This is a genomic window from Rhizobium sp. BK591, assembly GCF_014195045.1.
Taxonomy (GTDB): Bacteria; Pseudomonadota; Alphaproteobacteria; order Rhizobiales; family Rhizobiaceae; genus Rhizobium; species Rhizobium anhuiense.
Genome location: NZ_JACIAZ010000002.1, coordinates 578,522 through 595,407 on the forward strand (window position 1 = coordinate 578,522; position 16,886 = coordinate 595,407).

Annotated in this window: 17 protein-coding genes; 9 read left to right on the forward strand and 8 right to left on the reverse strand. The window is 61.8% G+C overall.

Features of this window, described 5'->3' with window-relative positions:
• Positions 1 to 39 precede the first annotated feature (39 nt).
• Complete coding sequence (locus FHX10_RS09810; protein ID WP_047613219.1) at positions 40 to 1,677, reverse strand: ABC transporter substrate-binding protein; 1,638 nt, start codon at positions 1,675 to 1,677, stop codon at positions 40 to 42.
• A 321-nt stretch (positions 1,678 to 1,998) separates the two neighbouring features.
• On the opposite strand from FHX10_RS09810, the gene FHX10_RS09815 reads away from it, so the two are divergent.
• From FHX10_RS09815 to pdxA, 4 genes are all read left to right on the forward strand, one after another.
• Positions 1,999 to 2,904 (forward strand): dihydrodipicolinate synthase family protein, encoded by a 906-nt coding sequence (locus tag FHX10_RS09815; RefSeq protein ID WP_047613498.1) that lies wholly within the window; start codon positions 1,999 to 2,001, stop codon positions 2,902 to 2,904.
• Between the two features lie 11 nt (positions 2,905 to 2,915).
• Positions 2,916 to 4,100 carry a sialidase family protein gene (locus FHX10_RS09820; RefSeq protein WP_063476178.1) on the forward strand — a complete coding sequence of 395 codons (1,185 nt, stop codon included), beginning with the start codon at positions 2,916 to 2,918 and terminating at the stop codon, positions 4,098 to 4,100.
• A gap of 344 nt (positions 4,101 to 4,444) precedes the next feature.
• Complete coding sequence (locus tag FHX10_RS09825) at positions 4,445 to 5,578, forward strand: iron-containing alcohol dehydrogenase (protein ID WP_063476179.1); 1,134 nt, start codon at positions 4,445 to 4,447, stop codon at positions 5,576 to 5,578.
• 30 nt (positions 5,579 to 5,608) lie between these two features.
• A complete protein-coding gene (pdxA, locus tag FHX10_RS09830) occupies positions 5,609 to 6,595 on the forward strand; it encodes a 4-hydroxythreonine-4-phosphate dehydrogenase PdxA (protein WP_047613224.1) in 987 nt (328 codons plus the stop codon).
• A gap of 65 nt (positions 6,596 to 6,660) precedes the next feature.
• Here pdxA and FHX10_RS09835 read toward each other — a convergent pair whose 3' ends face one another.
• The 7 genes from FHX10_RS09835 to FHX10_RS09865 form a co-directional block, all read right to left on the reverse strand.
• Entirely contained in the window at positions 6,661 to 7,143 is a 483-nt protein-coding gene (locus FHX10_RS09835) for an RES family NAD+ phosphorylase (protein ID WP_097622810.1), read from the reverse strand.
• Positions 7,140 to 7,571, reverse strand: a complete 432-nt coding sequence (locus FHX10_RS09840) for an antitoxin Xre/MbcA/ParS toxin-binding domain-containing protein (RefSeq protein ID WP_047613499.1) — start codon at positions 7,569 to 7,571, stop codon at positions 7,140 to 7,142. The genes FHX10_RS09835 and FHX10_RS09840 overlap by 4 nt, the downstream gene beginning before the upstream one ends.
• Positions 7,572 to 7,730: 159 nt before the next feature.
• Positions 7,731 to 8,501, reverse strand: coding sequence for an ABC transporter permease (locus FHX10_RS09845; protein ID WP_184389275.1), 771 nt, complete (start codon positions 8,499 to 8,501; stop codon positions 7,731 to 7,733).
• Entirely contained in the window at positions 8,498 to 9,286 is a 789-nt protein-coding gene (locus FHX10_RS09850; RefSeq protein WP_028757630.1) for an ABC transporter ATP-binding protein, read from the reverse strand. Before FHX10_RS09850 ends, FHX10_RS09845 begins: the two co-directional genes overlap by 4 nt.
• Before the next feature lie 8 nt (positions 9,287 to 9,294).
• The gene (locus FHX10_RS09855; RefSeq protein WP_097594744.1) at positions 9,295 to 10,341 is read right to left on the reverse strand and encodes an ABC transporter substrate-binding protein; all 1,047 of its coding nucleotides are present in this window, start codon (positions 10,339 to 10,341) and stop codon (positions 9,295 to 9,297) included.
• Positions 10,342 to 10,388: 47 nt separating this feature from the next.
• Entirely contained in the window at positions 10,389 to 10,835 is a 447-nt protein-coding gene (locus FHX10_RS09860) for a VOC family protein (RefSeq protein WP_047613230.1), read from the reverse strand.
• Positions 10,836 to 10,942: 107 nt separating this feature from the next.
• Positions 10,943 to 11,806 carry an AraC family transcriptional regulator gene (locus FHX10_RS09865; protein ID WP_047613232.1) on the reverse strand — a complete coding sequence of 288 codons (864 nt, stop codon included), beginning with the start codon at positions 11,804 to 11,806 and terminating at the stop codon, positions 10,943 to 10,945.
• Positions 11,807 to 11,850: 44 nt separating this feature from the next.
• Between FHX10_RS09865 and FHX10_RS09870 the strand changes: the two genes are divergently transcribed.
• The 5 genes from FHX10_RS09870 (at position 11,851) to FHX10_RS09890 (ending at position 16,874) form a co-directional block, all read left to right on the forward strand.
• Positions 11,851 to 12,027, forward strand: a complete 177-nt coding sequence (locus FHX10_RS09870) for a hypothetical protein (protein ID WP_155295713.1) — start codon at positions 11,851 to 11,853, stop codon at positions 12,025 to 12,027.
• 208 nt (positions 12,028 to 12,235) lie between these two features.
• Positions 12,236 to 13,246 carry a sugar ABC transporter substrate-binding protein gene (locus FHX10_RS09875; protein ID WP_047615008.1) on the forward strand — a complete coding sequence of 337 codons (1,011 nt, stop codon included), beginning with the start codon at positions 12,236 to 12,238 and terminating at the stop codon, positions 13,244 to 13,246.
• A 64-nt stretch (positions 13,247 to 13,310) separates the two neighbouring features.
• Positions 13,311 to 14,861, forward strand: coding sequence for a sugar ABC transporter ATP-binding protein (locus FHX10_RS09880; protein ID WP_184389278.1), 1,551 nt, complete (start codon positions 13,311 to 13,313; stop codon positions 14,859 to 14,861).
• A complete protein-coding gene (locus FHX10_RS09885; RefSeq protein ID WP_028757424.1) occupies positions 14,851 to 15,870 on the forward strand; it encodes an ABC transporter permease in 1,020 nt (339 codons plus the stop codon). The genes FHX10_RS09880 and FHX10_RS09885 overlap by 11 nt, the downstream gene beginning before the upstream one ends.
• A 2-nt stretch (positions 15,871 to 15,872) precedes the next feature.
• Positions 15,873 to 16,874: an ABC transporter permease gene (locus tag FHX10_RS09890; protein WP_097630939.1), complete on the forward strand. Its 1,002-nt coding sequence runs from the start codon at positions 15,873 to 15,875 to the stop codon at positions 16,872 to 16,874.
• The last annotated feature ends 12 nt before the right edge of the window (positions 16,875 to 16,886 follow it).

The window sequence follows — 16,886 nt, forward strand, 5'->3', positions numbered from 1 at the left end:
TTCGCGCGGGTTAGTGCCGACAGGGACGGTTTCCGCCGATCAACCGATGGAAATGTTCCAGGGTTCGACCACCTGCCAGTCGAGGTTCTTTTCCAGGCCCTTGACGTCCTTGGTGGCCCAGCGCGACATCGCCTGAGAATACCACGGGATGAAGGCCCAATCGTCGCGGAACGCCTTCTGGGCTTGCTGGGCAAGAGCGATGCGCTGCGGATCATCCGCAGCCTTGGTTGTCGCTTCGGCAAGGGCGCTGTCGACCTTGTCGTTCTTGTACCCGCCGAGCTTGTTCTGTGCGTTCGATGAGGTCGAGGCGATGGAGCCCGCGAGATAAGAGACCGCATCAGGCACGCGGGTGCCGACGTCGTCGCGGAAGATCTGGACCGAGTTCTGGTCCGGACCGGCATAGGAGTCCTGTTGCGGCTTCATGTCGACGGCCGTGATGCCGAGATTCTGGCGCCACTGCTCGGCAATGAACTGGGCGGCCGCTTGAATGGCCGGCCCCGAGATGCCGACGAACAGGATCTTCGGCAGGCGCTCCGGCCCGCCATAGGTCGATTCCGCAAGCAGCTTTTTTGCGCCTTCCGGATCATAGGGATAGGGCTCGAAGCCGGAATTGTCAGCGCCCGGAACCGAATTGAGGATCTGGTCGGCCTTCTTGTGCGGCCCATCGGGATAGGACGCCTTGAACAGCCCGTCGCGATCAACCGCCATGATCAGCGCCTGGCGGACCTTCGGATCGTCCATCGGCGCACGGGAGATGTTGAACCAGAAGTGCTGGCTCGTCGGAATCAGTGGTCCTGCCGAGAATTCCGGGCCGAGATCCTGGATGATGGTCGAGGTGATGAGTTCGGTATGGGCGTTGAACTCTCCCGACTTGATCAGCGACGTCGCGCTGACATTGTCTTCGATCGAGGTGATGTCGATGCGTGCAAGCTTCGGCTTCGGCCCGAAGAAATTCTCGTTCGGCTCGAAAGAAAGCTTGCCGGCGTCGATATCGAGGCTCGTGAGCTTGAAGGGGCCGGAGAAGACCGGCTTACTATCCGGCTTGTACCAGTCGATGATCTCCTCGCCGTCGCTGCCGCGCGACTGCGATGCCTTGGTGATCGGCGCGATGTGGTTTGCGAGGCGCATGAAGAAGATCGGATCGGCGGCCGCCAGCGTCACGACGACCGTTCCCTCGTCGGGCGTTGCGACACCCGTCAGCTCGTTGCCGGAACCGGCGGCGATTTCGGCATAACCCTTGACCTTGCTCAGCACCTGGTCGGCGCGCTGGTTCTTGGTGTTCGGCATCGAGGCGACTTCCCACGATCCCTTGACGTCGGCCGCGGTGATCTTGCTGCCGTCGGAGAAGACGGCCTTGGGGTCGATCTTGAAGGTCCAGACGGTGTTGTCGGCCGATTCCCAGCTGGTGAAGACGTAAGGCTTGATATTGCCTTGGCTGTCGAAATACATCGGCGAGGCCCACCAGATCGAATTCCAGCGGAATGTCCTGCCGCCGCCGCGCAGCGGCGACCAGTCCTGGTCGAAGGCCGGATGCGCGACCTTCAACACCTGGCCTTCATCGGCCATCACGATGCGGGCATTCATCCCGAACACGGTCAGGCCGACGCCGGCCGCAAGGCCGAGCTTCAGCGCGTTGCGACGCGATAGATTGGTTTTATCGGTTTGGTCAAAAGACATGGCATTCCCTCCCACGGTGAATTCGGCAGCGCTCTCCCTGCACCTGCCAGGCGCAGCACAATCCGTCCCGTATCGTTCTCTCGTTATTGTAAATATGTCAACAAAAAATCGTTATTTTGATCCGAACAAAATTTCGTTGTAAAAATATATAAATAATAACAGATAGATAGGTTTTCTAATCTGCACCGCAGCACTTTGTCTTCTTGACAAAAGAGCCGCAATGGAAAAGTTCTTTGCACTCCATCACGACAGATGAATGACATTTCCATGCGCCATCGGGCGGTTCATCGCCCCCAGACAGGACACGCCGAGGAGGGCGGAATGAGCCATCACAGGATTACAGGCGTTTTCAGCGCATCGGCTACGCCGCTGACGGCAGACAATACACCTGATCTCGCCCTTTTCACCGATCATTGCCGGCAGTTGCTGGCCGAGGGATGTCATGGCGTGGCGCTGCTCGGCACGACGGGCGAGGCCAATTCCTTCTCCGCAGCCGAGCGCCGCACGATTCTGGAAGCGGCATTGAAGGCCGGCATTCCGGCCGACAGGCTTTTGCCGGGCACCGGTGTCGTCGCCATCCCCGAGACCGTGGAGCTGACCCGGCACGCGCTGTCGCTTGGCGTGACCAAGGTGGTGATGCTGCCGCCCTTCTACTACAAGGGCGTCACCGACGATGGGCTCTTCGCCGCCTATTCGCAGGTGCTGGAAAAGGTCGCCGATACCCGCCTGCAGGTCATCCTCTATCATATCCCGCAGGTCTCCGGCGTGCCGCTCTCCCTTCCGCTGATCGGCCGGCTGATTGCCGCCTTCCCGGAAACGGTCGTCGGCATCAAAGAATCTGCCGGTGATTTCAATAACATGCAGGCAATCATCGCCGCCCATCCCAGTTTTTCGGTGTTGGCGGGCGCCGATCCGCTGCTGCTGCCGCTCTTGAAGGCGGGCGGGGCCGGCTGCATCACCGCCACCTCCAATCTTGTGGCGAATTCGCTGCGCACCGTCTACGACCATGTCCATGACGAGACGCGTGCTGGCGATGTCGCGGCGGCGCAGGCCCGCATCAACGCCTATCGCACGCTGTCCAATTCCTACGTCCAGATCCCCACCATCAAGGCGATGGTGGGGCTGAAAACCGGCAATCCCGCCTGGAGGCGCACGCGCGCGCCGCTGATGCCACTCGGCGATGCCGACTATGCCGCACTCGCCGATAGCTACGCCAAACTGCCTTGAGGAGATCCGTCATGCGTTTTACCGGCCTGCCCCCGGAAGCCGTTCCGGCCCTGATGACCGGGACCATCGCCCCTCATCCCACGATCGAGGGCCGCGCCGAGGCCTACCTGCCCTCCCCTTGCATCCAGAACCATGCGGCCAATCTTGCCTTTCTGCCCGACGGCACGCTGACCTGCGTCTGGTTCGGCGGCACCATGGAGGGCATGGGTGACATCTCGATTTACATGTCGCGGCTGGCGCCCGGCTCCGAGCGCTGGTCCGAACCGGAAAAAATGAGCGACGATCCGCAGAAATCCGAGCAAAATCCGTTGATTTTCAATGCTCCCGACGGAAAGATCTGGCTGCTCTATACCTCGCAGACCTCGGGCAATCAGGACGGTTCGATTGTCAAATGCCGGATTTCAAGTGATGGCGGCCGGAGCTTCGGCGCTGTCCGAATCCTCTGCGACAGCCCCGGCACCTTCGTTCGCCAGCAGATCGTCGTCAACGGCAGGGGCGACTGGCTGCTTCCGGTCTTCCGCTGCGTCGGCCTGAACGGCCAGCGCTGGAGCGGCGATGCCGACACGGCTGCCGTGCTGATGTCGCGCGATGGCGGCGCGAGTTGGCAGATGCGGGATATTCCGGACAGTCTCGGCGCAGTACATATGAACATCCTGCCGCTCGGCGGCGACGAGATGATCGCCTTCTATCGCAACCGTTTCGCCGTAAACATCCTGTCGAGCCGATCTTCCGATGGTGGCGAGAACTGGAGTGCGCCCGAACCCACCGACCTGCCGAACAACAATTCCTCGATCCAGGCCACGATCCTGAATGATGGAGCAATCGCAATGGTTTACAACCATTCGAATGCCGGCATGTCGGATGCGCGGCGCCAGTCGCTCTATGATGAAATCGAGGGTGGCGCTGCCGGCGAGACCGTCGTTGCAGCCGATGGCGGCCCCAAAGCCATTTGGGGTGTTCCGCGGGCGCCGCTGAGCCTGGCGATATCGCGGGATGGCGGCAAGAGCTTTCCACGTCACATCGATCTCGATACCGGCGACGGCTTCTGCCTCAGCAACAATTCGAAGGATTCGCTGAACCGCGAATTCTCCTATCCCTCGGTCCTCCAGGGTCACAACGGCACGCTCCATATCGCCTACACCTACTACCGGCGCGCCATCAAATATGTCAGCCTCGCCCCGCAATCCCTGCCGTGAGCAAAGCGGCAGCCGGAAAATTGTAAACCTGCATCCAATCGCACGCGAAAAATGCAGGATACAACGGCCGTCGACCGGCAGCGGGATGGTAGTTGACAACAGGATCGGATTATTCACCGCCGTCGGCGTGGCGGCCGGCCCTTTGCGCTGAACTGCAGTCGCCATCGATATAGACTCCATAAACCACTGATATATTTATTGATACTGACACGGAGCCCCCCGTCTCAAGGCGGAGCAAGCCCATATCTGCCGATAAAAATCTCCACCCTTTGGAATGCCGGCTTGACATTGATCTTACAACTTTACATTAAAGAGAGCGACGATATTGCAGGGAGGACTGGTTCATGGCCAGCTTGGGTTCGCCAATCACGATCGTTCGGCCGCATCTGATCGAATTCGGCGTCGGCACGGCGGGAAAGCTCGGCAAATGGGCCGCCGATAAGGGCTATCGGCGCACACTTGTCATCTCCGATGCCTTCAACGCCTCGCGCATCGACGTGCTGGAGTTGAAGGGTGAGGTGGCAGTCTTCTCCGATGTGATGCCTGAACCGGATACGGCCAATCTCGAAAAGGTCCTGGCGGCGGCAAACGCCGCCAATGCCGAGCTGGTCGTCGGCTTCGGCGGCGGCAGCGCCATGGATCTGGCAAAACTGGCGGCCGTGCTTGCCGGCTCCACGCAGACGCTGCATGAGGTCGTCGGCCCGAACAGGGTGCATGGGCCGCGCAAGGTCGCTCTCGCCCAGGTGCCGACGACATCGGGCACCGGCAGCGAGGCCGGCATCCGCGCGCTGGTCACCGATCCCGCCACGAAGGCAAAGCTTGCGGTGGAAAGCCTGCACATGCTGGCCGATATCGCCGTCATAGATCCGGCTTTGACGTTCAGCGTACCCGCCCGTACGACGGCCGCCACCGGCGTCGACGCGATGGCCCATTGCGTCGAGGCCTTCACCAACCGCAAAGCCCATCCGATGGTCGATATCTATGCGATCGAGGGAACGCGCCTCGTCGGCAAATATCTCGCCCGCGCCGTCAAGGACGGCAACGACGCCGAGGCGCGCGCCGGCCTGTCACTCGCCTCGCTTTACGGCGGCCTTTGCCTGGGCCCGGTCAACACCGCCGGCGGCCATGCGCTCGCCTATCCCCTCGGCACCCGCTGGCATGTGGCCCATGGCGCGGCCAATGCGCTGATCTTCCCGCATGTGCTCGCCTTCAACACGCCGGCTGCCCCGGAAAAGACGAAGGCGGTGATGGAAGCGCTCGGTTATGAGACCTCGGAGAACACCGCATCCGTCTTCGATGCGGCTTACGCTTTCTGCGCCGAGCTCGGCATCGAAATGAAGCTCTCCGGCCTTGGCGTGCCGGAGAGCGATCTCGATGCCATGGCCGACGACGCCTTTGCCATTCGCCGTCTGCTCGATAACAATCCGCGCGACCTCTCGCGCGCCGACATTCGCTCGATTTACGCCGCCGCTTTTTAGGCGGCAAAGTTTTCAGAAGGGACTCGCTCGATGGACAGGAATGCGAAAGTCGCCGTGACGCTGGGCGATCCGGCAGGCGTCGGCCCCGAAGTGATCGTCAAAGCCTTGGCAGCTCTTCCGAGGGAAGAGCGCCGCGATTTCGTCATTGTCGGCAATGTCGAAGCACTGGAACGCGCCGACCGCGTCACCGGCGCCGGGCTGAAATTCGGCCCTGCCGATGCCGCCGGTGACGACAGGATCGCTGTCGACGAAGTCCCGCTCGGCGCTGATCTACCCGAAATCGGCAAGGTCAGCCCCGTCGCCGGCGATGCCTCGGTGCGTTATATCACCCGCGCCGTCGAGCTCGCCATGTCGGGCCAAGCCGATGTCATCGTCACCGCGCCGATCAACAAGGAAGCGATGAACCTTGCCGGCCATCACCATGACGGCCACACCGGGCTTCTCGCGCATCTCACCGGCTCGAAAAGTTCCTTCATGCTGCTTGCCTCCGAACGGCTGAACACCATCCACGTCTCCACCCATATCTCGCTGAAGGGGGCGATCGAGCGCGCCAAGACCGATCGGGTGCTCGCCACCATCGAAGCCGGACACAGGCACTTCCTGCGGCTCGGCCGCAAGGCGCGGATCGCCGTTGCCGGCCTCAACCCGCATTGCGGCGAAAATGGTCTGTTCGGCACCGAGGACATGGAATTCCTGGCACCCGCCGTCGAGCAGGCGCAGGCAAAAGGCATCGACGTCGTCGGGCCGATCTCGGCCGATACGGTGTTTGCCCGCGCCTATAACGGGGCTTTCGATCTGGTCATCGCCCAGTATCACGACCAGGGCCATATCCCGATCAAGCTCGTCGCCTTCGAGACTGCGGTCAACGTCTCCCTCGGCCTGCCGATCGACCGCGTCTCCGTCGACCACGGCACCGCCTTCGACATTGCCGGCACCGGCAAGGCCAACCACGTCAACATGCTGTCGGCCATCGCCTATGCCAGACTGATGGCCCGCTCGCCGCGGCGGGAGGCGTGATTGCGGCAATCCGGGAGAAATGCGGCGCCGGTCGTCACCGAAACGTTGATTGCGCCCCCAACCCATCACATGCCGAACAGACGGCGATCCCAGAAGACGGGCTGGTGGAGGCTCGCGGTGATCGAGGGGAATTCCGGGTGGGCCGGGTTGATCAATATGTTGCGGTCGACGCGGGCGACGACACTTGGCACCAGCAGGATGGCGCTGCGTTTTTCCTGGCACCATTTTTCGCCGAAAGCCTTGCTGACAACAGCCGGCATGCTGTCCCAGCCGGGCAGCGCGGGCTCGGAGAAGACCTCGTAGCTTAACCCACGCGGTATTGTGATCGTCACATAGTGCTGGTTGGGCGGCAGCCGCCCGCTGCCGTGGACGAGCTTTTCGAGCAGCGCCGTCGAATAATGCTCGCTGGTGTAGATGATCGGGCTGCCCGATGTGTTCCACCGTCCCGGCGCGACGGTCGAGCCGGTGGCGTCGAAGATCGGATAGGTTCCGGCGGGATCGCCGATGCGGACGGATGTCAACGTCCGGTCGAGATGCTGTGCGCTCACGCAGCGCTGCCGTATTTCAGGCTTCCGAGGATATCGAGTACCAGCTCGCCGCCGATCTCGCTCTGGATGACCACGTCGATCGGCCGCCTGTCCTCCAACATTGCATGCGGGCGAAACAGGAAGTCGCGCGCCTCAGCCTCGCTCTGCCAGACATCGAGTGCCAGGCCCCAGACACGGGCAAGACGGGCGAGCTTTATGCCCTCGTCGGAAGAGAGCCGATGCTTGGACTTGCGCCGCTCATAGGTGGCCTTCGGAACGAGGCGGTATTTGAACTGGACATCATCGGGCGCCAGAAGCAGCGCCATGCGATCGAGCGCCTTGACCGGCAAGCCTTCTTCGATGCTGGAGAGCAGGCCGAAGGCCGAACGCGATGCCGGTTCCCTGGCAGGCAATCCGAGAACATCGGCGATGAGCGCAAATCCCATCATGATCATGGATCCTTTTCACTTGAGGTTATATTTAGTCTCAAGTGATACAATGTTCAATAGCGCCGATCCGGCTTATCTTCGATAGCTGCCAAATATCTGCGTCTGCGTGATCGGCATCTGGGCATGAGTTCGGACTGGTGGTTCGTTCGTACCGGGGCTTCAGCTTTGCCCCTGATGCAGCCGACGGAAAATCCGCTCGATCTGGGCAACGACGGCGAAAAAGACGATGCCGGAGAGAGAAGCGAGCACGACGGCGGCAAAGAGCCTTTCCGCCTGATAGTTGAATGTCGACTGGATGATGACAGCACCCAGCCCCTGGTTCGAGCCGATCCACTCCCCGACGATCGCGCCGATCACACAGGTGGTTGCCGAAATGCGCAATGATGCAAAGAGCAAGGGGGCGGACCGTGGTGCGCGCAGGCGCCAGAACGTTTCCCATCCGCTCGCCGAAAGCACATGCATCAGGTCAAGCTCGCTCGCAGTCGCCAGATTGAAGCCCCGGGCGGTATTCACCAGGGTTGGGAAGAAGCAGATGAGAGCGGCGATGATGATCTTCGGAAGCATGCCGAGGCCGAAGATGAGGATGATGATCGGCGCGAGCGCCAGCACCGGGATGGTGTTGAAGAGCAGGACGACGGGAAAATAGGCGGCCTGGAACCACGGATTATAGACAAAGGCAATCGCCATGATCACGGCGAGACCGTTGCCCAGGAGGAAGCCGAGACCCGCCTCCCCCCATGTCGGAACGGCATTCGACAGCAGGAAGCGCCATTCGATGCCAAGCGTGCGCAGGATCGCCAGCGGCGTGGGAACGATATAACTGGGAATACCGAGAGCCGGCACCAGCCATTGCCAGGCGAGAAGCAATGAGAGGGCACCGATAACAGGAAGGCCGATCGCCTCGATGATGGATAACGGACGGTGCGTCATGCAGCCGAACTCCCCTCCTGCAGCAATTGGCGCAGACGGGCGGCGGTCTCCTGAACATCGAGGCTCTCACGCCGACAGAGGCCGCGCTCGTCTTTCATCGGCGCAAGGTCGATCAGCGCCTGGACGCGGCCCGGATTGGCGGCCAGGACCAGCACGCGTCCGCCGAGATAGATCGCCTCGATGACGCTGTGAGTGACGAACAGGATGGTCGTGCCGGTCCGGCGCCAGACGTCCAGAAGCTCGTCATTCAGTCGTTCGCGGGTGATCTCGTCGAGCGCACCGAAGGGCTCGTCCATGAGCAGGATATCCGGCTCGCATTGAAGCGCACGCGCTATGGCGACGCGCTGGCGCTGTCCGCCGGACAATTGATGCGGATAGCGGTCGGCCAGATGCGACAGGCCGACCAGCTCGATCCAATGGTCGGGCCGCGGATCGACCAAGCGCGAGACGCTCTTCTTCCCCACCTGGAGCGGCAGCGCGACATTCTCCCTCACGGTCCGCCAGGGTAACAGCGTTGCGTCCTGAAAGACGAAGGCGACCTCGCGCCGCCGGCGCGCCTCCGAAGCTGTCCTGCCGAGCACCGACAGCCGCCCGTCAAGCGGCGGAAGAAGATCCGCCACCGCACGCAGGAAGGTCGACTTGCCGCAACCGGAAGGGCCGAGAATGGTCAGAAACTCACCCCTGCCGACGCTGAGGTCGACGCCGGACAGAATGCGGGTCGTCTCGACAGCGCCGGCATAGCCGACAGCCAGATCCTTGGTTTCGATGGCCGCTGCTTCAGGCAAATCCGCTCTCACGCAATCTTCGGGCGGTCGCCCGCCGTCATGTCCAGTATCTCAGTCGTATAGCAATCCTCCAGCTTCGGAGCGCCGCTCTTGAACTGACCGATCTTGTCATAGACGGAAATCTGCTCGGCAAGCGCGGCCGGATCGAAGCTGCCCCAGCCATCCTTGCCGGTCGCAGCGTCGAAGCTCAGCGACAATATGCGCGGCACGGTCTGCAGCTCTACGGCAAGATCGAGCTGCGGATAGGCCTCGACTGTCAACTTCACCGCCTCTTCGGGATGTTCATGCGTCCAGGCCCAGCCCTTGGCGACCGCACGCAGCACCTTTGCCAGCGTCTCGGCGTTGCCGCTCACGGCATCGTCGGTGGCGAAATAGACATTGGCATAGGATGGCAAGCCTGTGTCCTTCATCATCAGATCGATGCGGTCGGGGCCGATGACGGAAAGGGCCTGCGTGTTGGTGATCCATCCGGTGACCGCATCCACCTGGCCGGTCATCAGCGGCGTCATGTCGAAGCCGATATTGGTGATGGTCAGGCTCGAGGGGTCGATATTGTTCTTCAGCAGGATGGCATCGAGCACATAACGGGCGGTCGGCTGGATGCCGATGCGCTTGCCAACCATATCCTTGACGGTGCGGATCGGCGCCTTGGGCAGCGAATAGAAGGCGAAAGGCGCCATGCGGAAACCGCAGGCGAAGATCTTGATCGGCACGCCGGATGACCGGGCAAGAAGGAGCTGTGCCGAATCCGAGAATTGGCCGAGCTGCGCATCACCCGTGATCACAGGCGGCACCGTTGCCGAATTGGGACCGCCGGGGGAAAACTCGACGTCGAGACCCTCGGCCTCAAACAGGCCTTGCTTGACGGCAACGATATCGCCGATCTGTCCGTTGCTCATCAGCCAATCATATTTGATGACGACTTTGGATGCGGCGGCGTTCGAATGACGCGGTACGAATACGCTGATCCCCGCCGTCGCCGCGGCGAGAGCAAAGGCTCCGCCCTTCAGGACGGTACGCCTGCCGACCACGATTTGTTTGTCATCCCCGTTCATTTGCTTGCCTTCCCCTTGTTGGTTTGTCGGACGGCTGGCTGGGCCGCTTATGCTCGTTGCCGCGGGTCGATGTCGCCGATCGGGCCGCCTTCAGACCACGCATAGATCTCCCAGAGATTGTCGTCGGGATCAGCGAAATAGCAGCATCGCGCATTCCAGACGTAATTCTGCGGCGGCGCGTGGAAGAGCACGCCCGCAGCCTTCAGCTCCACATAGGCAGCATCGACCTGCTCTGGCGAGGCAAGCTCGATGGCCGCGCAGGCCTTGTGCACGCCCGGAGGAGCCCGGCGGTTTGAGACACCGGTATTCTCGGCGATATGCGCGATCTCCCAGAGCGCCAGCGTCACGCCAGCCCCTTTGAAATCGGCAAAGCCCGGAGCGCGGCGCCGCGGCTTGAAGCCAAGCCGCTCGACATAGAAGGCCGACGCTCTTTCGATATCCTCGACCAAAAAACAGATATCGGTAATCGGATTGGTTTGGGCAAAAGCGGTCATGCAGGCCTCCTGATGGGAAGAGCCTCGCAGACCGCAGCCTCAAGAGATTTCAAATTCGTGCGATTATCTTTCGCAAAATTGCTGATTTGCCATCGGCGGGCGCCGGCTCAAAGACGGACCGAACGCTGGTATTCCTTCGGTGTCGCCCCCATCAGACGCCGAAAGACGCTGGAGAAATGCGCCTGGCTGGAAAAGCCTGTGGTATAAGCGATGTTTGCAAGCGTCTCCTTGCCATCGGCAAGGTAAAGTCGCGCCCGCTCGATCCTGCGTTCGAGGACGAAGCGATGCGGCGCCATGCCCGCCGCCCGTTTGAATTCCCGACTGAAGTGAAAGGGGCTCATATGGGCCACACCGGCCAGCTCCTCAACACTCAAATCGGATTTGCCAAGCAGGTCCTCGATGTAATCGATCACGCGCCGGAGATTCTCCGATGTCAGCGGACGATCGCCGGCTTCAGGTTTGGCGCCCAGCAGTTTTACAACACAACAGGCGAGCGCCATTCCCAGATGCTGCATCAAAAGCGGGTCGTCGCGCCCAGTCTTCTCGGCGGCAAATGCAAGAGAAAGCGCAACCTGCAGCGTTGTCGGATCCGTCGTCGCGCTCAGCGCATCACTATCCCAATGCTCGGGATCGAAGCGAGAACCCCCGATGCCGCTGTAGAGCGCCGGTGACTGGAAGATCGAGATATAATCCGCCGCATCGCCCTCGACCTCAAGGACCGTGGCAGCCGGTTGAAATCCCAGAGTGAAGGGCGGCCTCTCAACTTTGCAGAATGCCCCGCTTCCAAACCGATAGGCATATTTGCCGTGCGCCGTACGGTTGATCGAAATTCTATGAAGCGAGCCCCTTGAAACCATTTGCCCCGCGGCACTGCGATAGGTCTCGACGATCATGTCGCGTTGAACGAAGGCCTTGTAGCCTCCGAGGGATGGCCGGCTTATTGAGAAAATCTGCGGATCGATATCGGGCATTGTTTCATTCTCCCTGACAGGGAGAGAGGCAAGTTGCGCGCCAAATGGAAGCCAAGCTTCGCGCTGGATATCAACGTCGTGGGATAAAACCCGACCGCGCCCATGTAAATCGTGATTTCATGACTGCTGTCGCGCCACACGGCACCACGGCCTGGCAGGCGTTCACCCTCGGCAAATCTGGTCGCATGCGCAAGAATTATGCAGTGCGTGTTTCTTCCTGATCGGTGGCTGTGGACTGTCGACTCATCTGATCGCTCTCAAAACCGCCGAGACATCCGAAATCATTCCCGGTCATGGGAAACCGCAGCCAGGGATCAGCTTTCGTTCCCTCCACTCTTTTCCCCGGAGATCGTTCTTTTGGAAATTCGTTCCTCCTCATCCGCATTAATCCATTTAATCTATAGACATAATTAATTGGAGAGAATGGCAATGAGCATCGAAAAATCCGGAAGCGGTCTCGGAAGACGAGACCTGTTGAAACTGTCCGCCGCGGCCGGGGTTGCCGTCGCCGGTGCCTCCCTCATCGGGCAGAAGCCGGTTTTTGCAGCCGAAGAGCTGTCGCTGAAAGGCAAGCGCATAGCCATCAGCGCCACCGGCACCGATCACTTCTTCGACCTGCAGGCCTATAATGCCCAGATCGAAGAGGTAAAGCGCCTCGGCGGCGAGCCCATCGCCGTCGATGCCGGGCGCAATGACGGCAAGCTGGTTTCGCAATTGCAGACGCTGATCGCCCAGAAGCCGGATGCGATCGTCCAGATCCTCGGTACGCTCAGCGTCATCGATCCCTGGCTGAAGAAGGCGCGCGATGCCGGGATCCCGGTTTTGACCGTCGACGTCGGCTCGACCAATTCGATCAACAACACGACTTCCGACAATTGGGGCATCGGCAAGGACCTGGCGCTACAGCTCGTCTCCGATATCGGCGGCGAAGGCAATATCGTCGTCTTCAACGGCTTCTACGGCGTCACCCCCTGCGCGATCCGCTACGACCAGCTGGTCAATGTCGTCAAATATTTCCCGAAGGTGAAAATCCTCCAGCCGGAACTGCGCGACGTCATCCCGAACACCGTGCAGGACGCCTTCACGCAGATCACGGCCATCCTCAACAAATATCCGGAAAAGGGTTCGATCAAGGCGATCTGGTCGGCCTGGGACATTCCGCAGCTGGGCGCGACTCAGGCTCTGACGGCCGCCGGGCGGACCGAGATCCGCACCTACGGCGTCGACGGCAGCCCGGAAGTGCTGCAGCTCATCGCCGATCCGAATTCGCCGGCCGGCGCCGATGTCGCCCAGCAGCCGGCGGAAATCGGCCGCACCGCCATCCGCAACGTCGCCAAGCTGCTCGCCGGCCAGACCCTGCCGCGCGAAACCTATGTTCCGGCGCTGCTCGCCAACAAGACCAATGTCGGCGAAGTCACCAAGAAACTCGGCATCGGCTGACACTGAACACGAGCGATCCGGCCCTGCCGGATCACTCGGAATCTGCCCGCCCGGAGAGATCGACATGACGGCCATTTCGTTGAAGCAGCCGGTCACGGCACGCAACGACATCATCCGCTTCGAAGGCATCGTCAAGCATTTCGGCGGGGCGCAGGCGCTTGCCGGCGCGTCGCTGATCGTCAGGCGCGGCACCATCCACGGTCTCGTCGGCCAGAACGGCGCCGGCAAGTCGACGCTGATCAAGCTGCTGGCCGGTCTTCACCAGCCGGATGGCGGCCGGATCGAGATCGAAGGGCGTACATTCGACAGGCTGACGCCGCATCTTGCCGAAGAGCTCGGCATCCACTTCATTCACCAGGATCGGCTGCTGGTGCCGACCTTCACCGTCGGCGAAGCCCTGTTCCTCGGCCGGGAACCGCGCATATCTGGCACGCCGTTCCTCGACCGGCGACTGATGCAGCGGCGCGCATCCGACATTCTCAACGACTATTTCGGTATCCGCTTGTCGAACAGCGCGCTGATCGGCGAATTGTCGACCGCCGAAAAGCAGATCGTACAGATCACCCGCGCCCTCCTCAATCAGCCGAAAGTGCTCGTCTTCGATGAGCCGACCGCCGCCTTGGTGCGCCGCGAGGCCGATATCCTCTTCCGGCTGATCCGTCGTCTGCGCGACGAGGGCGTCACCATCATCTATATCTCGCATTACCTGAACGAAATCGAAGAGCTCTGCGACCACGTCACCGTGCTGCGCAATGGACTTGATGTCGCCTCCCTGCCGATCGGGGACACCTCGGCCGGTGCGATTGCGCGGCTGATGGTCGAGCGCGACATCAAGGAGATGTTCCCGAAGCCACAGGTGACGCCGGGTGAAGAAATCCTCAAGGTCGAGCAACTGTCGGCGCCGGGGAAATATAGCGACGTCAGTTTCACGCTTCGCCGCGGCGAGGTGCTCGGCCTCACCGGCCTGCTCGGCTCCGGCGCCAAGGAGCTGGTCCGCACCCTCTTCGGTCTGGAGACAGCGGCGTCCGGCCGTATCGAGGTCAGCGGCAAGGCTGCCCGTTTCACCAATCCAACGCAGGCGACAGGGCGCGAGATCGCGCTGGTGCCGGAAGACCGGCGACGCCACGGCATCGCGCTCGACCTCAGCGTCGCGGAAAATATCAGCCTTTCCAGCCTTGGCCGTTTCACCCGTTTCGGCTTTCTCGATCGCAAACGCGAACGGGACGAAGCCGATGCCCTGATTAGTCGGCTGCAGGTGAAAGCCAATGGGCGCGATGCCCTGCTGCGCACGCTTTCAGGCGGCAACCAGCAGAAGATCGCCATCGCCAAATGGCTGAGCCGCCGCTCCGAGGTCTATCTCCTCGACGAGCCGACGGTCGGCGTCGATATCGGCTCCAAGGTCGAGATCTATACGCTGATCGGCGAACTCGCGGCGCGCGGCGCCGGTGTGATCGTGCTGTCTTCGGATCTGCCCGAACTCGTTGGCATCACCGATCGCATCCTTGTGCTTTTCCGCGGCCGCGTGGTGCGGGAATTCATATCGTCGGAGGCCACGGCGGATGCCGTGCTGGCTCAATCGACGGGATCATCCGAGGGACATCGTCATGTCGGCTGAAGTGGAATTCGCGCCTTCCGGTTTTTCTGCTGCGGAACCGCCTCCCCGGCCGGCCGGCAATATTGCAGCGGCCGCGCTACGCTTCGGATCGTTGATCGCCTTCGCCGCCATCCTGATCGTCTTCTCGCTGACTGCACCCTATTTCCTCAGCATCGGCAATATCGGTAATGTGCTTGGCCAATCGGCCATCTCAGGCGTGCTTGCCATCGGTCTGACGATCGTGCTGATCGCCGGCGGCTCCAATGTCGTCACCGGCGGCATCGACCTGTCGCTCGCTGCCAATATGGGTCTCAGCGCCGCCGTCTATGCGAGCCTGACGCAGCTCGGCTACGGCGATGCGACGGCGATTGCCGCGGCGATCTTGACCGGGGCGCTGATCGGCACGGTGAATGCCATTGCCGTCGTTTATGCCGGCATCGTGCCGCTGCTCGCCACGCTTGCCGTCATGAACGTCGTCGCCGGCCTGGAATTGGTGCTGACCGGCAATACCGTCCTGCCGGCCTCGACACCTTTCCTCTCGGCGCTTTCGGCCTCGGATCCTTTCGGCATACCGGTTCTCGCCTATGTGCTCCTCGGCTTTACGGCGATCGCGACGGCGGTCGTGCAATATACCCCGCTCGGCCTGCGTCTCTACGCTGTCGGTGAGTTTCCGGATGCGGCGCGTGCCGCCGGTCTGCCGCTTCGCCGGCTACTATCAGGTGCCTTCGTCGCCAGCGGCGTTTCCGGCGGCATCGCCGGCATCCTGTCCGTTTCCTATCTGAGCGGCAGCACGACCGGCGCCGGCGAGATGCTGCTGCCCGTCGTCGTCACCGCCCTGCTCGGCTCGGTCTTTTCGCGCCGGCTGGTTCCGACAGTCACCGGGACGCTGCTTTCGGCCCTTTTGGTCGGCTTCCTGGTCAACGGTTTCCAGTTGCTGAATATTTCGAGCACCCTGGTCAGCGGCGTCCAGGGCGTGCTCATTCTCATCGTCGTTTCCGCGACGACACTGCTGCGCCGGCAGGAGGCCTGACCATGTCGCTCCATATCCCTACCCCCGCCACGACAGGCTTGCCGCGTCTGATCGCCGGCGGCCTGGTGCGTTATGGGCTGATCCTCGCCCTGGTTGCGGTATTCGCCGCCTTTTCCCTGACAACGCCGACATTCACAACGCTGGCGAACCTGCAGAGCATACTGGTCAACAATTTCACGCTGCTTGCCATCGTCTCCATCGCCATGACCTTCGCCGTCGCCTCGGGCGGCATCGATCTTTCCGTGGGAACGGCAATGGATTTCGCCAGCTTCGCTTTCGTTTCGCTGGTTCTCGCCGGGCAGCCGGTGGCACTCGCCGCGCTGGCGGGACTGGCAGCCGGAGCGGTCGTCGGCGTCTTCAACGCGCTCTTGATCTCCGGGATCGGGGTGTCGCCGTTCCTCGCCACGCTCGGCACGCTGTTCATCGGCCGCAGCGTTCAACAACTGCTGACCAATGGCGGCAATCCGGTCTATCTGCCGCCGAACGGCGTGCCGGAGGCCTTCCGCTTCCTCGGCCACGGCACGGTCGCCGGCTTTCCGGTGCCGCTGGCCGCGGCCATCATCGTCATCGCAGCCGCAGCGGTGGTTTTTGCCCGCACGCGTTTCGGCCGTGTCATTCTGTCGATCGGCATCCAGCCGGGCGTCGTGCGCTATTCCGGCATCGCAGCGCCGGCCCATGTAACGGTGACCTTCATCCTGGTCGGGTTGATCGCGGCCATCGCCGGCCTGATCCTGACGGCAACCGTCACCACCTACATTCCATCCTCCGGCAATGCCTTCCTGCTCAATGCCATCGGCGCCACCTTCATCGGCACGACGCTCAGCCCGCTCGGGCGGCCGAATGTCGGCGGGACCGTCCTCGGCGCGCTGCTGCTCAGCGTCGTCGCCAACGGGCTGCTGCTGACAGACCTGAACTTCTATTGGCAGCAGGTCGGCACGGGAACGCTGATCTTTGCCGTGCTGGCCCTGAGCTTCATCAACAGAAAGGCTGCCGGCGGTGCGTAAGAGCCGGAAGCG